At 42.1% G+C, this 2,389-nt stretch carries 2 protein-coding genes; both read right to left on the bottom strand.

Annotated elements, in window-relative coordinates; all coding sequences use genetic code 11:
* Positions 1-206 precede the first annotated feature (206 nt).
* The gene (locus tag BGL89_RS00220; RefSeq protein WP_286823625.1) at positions 207-878 is read right to left on the bottom strand and encodes a riboflavin synthase; all 672 of its coding nucleotides are present in this window, start codon (positions 876-878) and stop codon (positions 207-209) included.
* Positions 879-893: 15 nt separating this feature from the next.
* Positions 894-2,189, bottom strand: a complete 1,296-nt coding sequence (gene proA, locus BGL89_RS00215) for a glutamate-5-semialdehyde dehydrogenase (RefSeq protein WP_286823624.1) — start codon at positions 2,187-2,189, stop codon at positions 894-896.
* Positions 2,190-2,389: the final 200 nt, after the last annotated feature.

Genomic DNA, 2,389 nt, shown 5'->3' with positions numbered 1-2,389 from the left:
TCGTTCAAGGCCGAATTTGAAGTCTTTTCTGAACGAAACCCCTTACTATCTGTTGTCAAGGTTCAGTTTTTAGCTTGGTTATCGCTTTTTCTATTGTAGCTTAAAGCCGTCCTCAAAGGACGGGGTTTTAACCCAAATTTTCGATAAATTTATATGACGAGTCGTGCCAGATTGATTTTCTAGTTGAAAAGGCTTTTTCTGGAAAACTAATAACCATGTTCAGCCAGAAATTCTAGGCTAATCTCGCTAGGAGCGTGATAAGAGCGCATTCCTAGCAATTTTTCCACATATTTGCCTAAAATATCCCCTTCTAGATTCACCCAATCCCCTAATTTTAAATGGGAAAGATTGGTTTCGGCGTAGGTATGGGGGATGACAGCCACTTTAAACCAGCTGCCGGAGGCATCGCAATCGGCCACGGTTAAACTGATGCCATTAACAGCTATACTGCCCTTACCGACGATGTAACGAGCTATATGGGAATTCCACTCGTCTTCTAGGGAACTAGGGGCAGCAAAGGTCATTTCCCAAGAATTAGCCACAATTATCGATTCTAATAAACAGCCAATTCCGTCCACATGACCGGTGACAAAATGACCGCCGATTTTACTACCCACCCGCAGAGAGGTTTCTAGGTTAACGTTGGTTTCTGTTTTAATCCTTCGTCCCAAAGTAGTGCGCTGTAGGGTTTCTGGGGAAGCAGTGGCCACAAAACCCTCTGAGAGAATTTGCTCAACTGTCAAACAAACCCCATCCACAGCCACACTATCACCAATCATTAAATCTTGGAGAATTGTATCAGAGGATACAGACAAATAGAGTCTATCGGTATCCACGACCCGAATCGTTCCCAAGGCTTGAATTAATCCTGTAAACATCTGCTTTTTTCTCGACTATAAATCTTTGTGAGTGAAAGATTGGGCATTTTCCCCAGAATAATCGGCGACAATATGACCATCTCCAGCTAATTGATATTTGTAGGTCACTAATCCCTCTAATCCCACCGGACCGCGGGGGGGCATTTTTTGGGTACTGATACCCACTTCGGCCCCAAAACCGTAACGGAAACCATCGGCAAATCGGGTGGAACAATTATGAAAAACTCCGGCGGCATCGACTCGCTCGCTAAAGGTTTTGGCCGTGTTAAAATTTTCGCTGACAATGGCTTCCGTGTGTCGAGAACCGTAATAGTTAATATGTTCGATTGCCGATTCTAGACTATCGACAATTTTAATTGACAGAATTAAATCACTATATTCGGTTTGCCAGTCTTGTTCTGTGGCCGATGGCACGTTAATAATCTGACGAGTTGCTTCATCTCCCAATAATTTAACCTTTTTTTCCTCTAATGCCTGGGCCACTGCGGGTAAAAATTGTCTAGAGATTTCTTGATGAACTAATAAAGTTTCAATGGTATTACAAGCGGCAGGATATTGAGTTTTGCCATCGACGGTAATCCTAATTGCTTTGCTTAAATCGGCTTCTTTATCGATGTAGAGATGACAGATACCATCGGCGTGACCAAGCACAGGAATGCGGGTATTATTTTGGATATAACGAACAAATTCGTTAGAACCTCTAGGAATTATTAAATCGATGTATTGATCGAGTTTTAATAGTTCCTGAATTTCTTCTCGTGTTGTTAATAATCGTACCGCTGCCGGATTAACTTTAGTTTGACTCAATGCCTGATGAATAATTGTTACTAAAGCTTGACAAGAACGGAGCGCCTCTTTCCCCCCTTTTAAAATAACGCCATTACCAGATTTAATCGCTAAACTGGTAATTTGAATTAAAGCATCGGGACGAGCTTCAAAAATCACCCCTAAAACCCCCAAAGGACAGGTTATTCTCTGAAGAATTAAACCTTGAGCTAATTCCCGATTAATTTGCATCGTAGCTAAAGGATCTGCTAATTTAGCCACATCTCGCACCCCGGCAATAGCGGCTTTTAATTTGCTGGGACTTAACTCTAATCGCGCACATAAAGCCGGAGATAATTGCATCGCCTTGGCAGTTTGAACATCGGCAATATTAGCTGCTAGTATCTTATCAGCATTGGCAGTTAAAGCCTCAGCAATAGCCTCTAAAGCTTTATTCCTTTCTTCGTTAGTCAGGATAGCCAGTTGACGACTCGCTTGACGGGTTTCTCGTGCGATTTCGGGGAGGGATAGAGAAGTTGTAACCATAGAAAATTAAAAGTAATAACCGCTATCTTGTTTATTTTATCTTATTTTTGATCAAGCTTCAGGGTTATTTAGGGTTATCAACTCTTGCCCTAATCATCATAAATCTAGTTAACTAGGGTCTGCTGAAAAAGTTTTTCGGTGGTGGTAGGAGTCAGGAGTCAGGAGTCAGGAGTCAGGAGTTTCAGGCTTTGTTGCCCTTG

It is taken from the genome of Microcystis sp. LSC13-02, from assembly GCA_002282935.1.
Lineage (GTDB): Bacteria > Cyanobacteriota > Cyanobacteriia > Cyanobacteriales > Microcystaceae > Microcystis.
This window is presented reverse-complemented; position numbering and strand designations above follow the sequence as displayed.

Excerpts from the sequence above, each read along its gene's own strand:
- BGL89_RS00220 (WP_286823625.1), bottom strand. The coding sequence starts at position 878 with ATGTTTACAGGATTAATTCAAGCCTTGGGAACGATTCGGGTCGTGGAT.
- proA (WP_286823624.1), bottom strand. The coding sequence starts at position 2,189 with ATGGTTACAACTTCTCTATCCCTCCCCGAAATCGCACGAGAAACCCGT.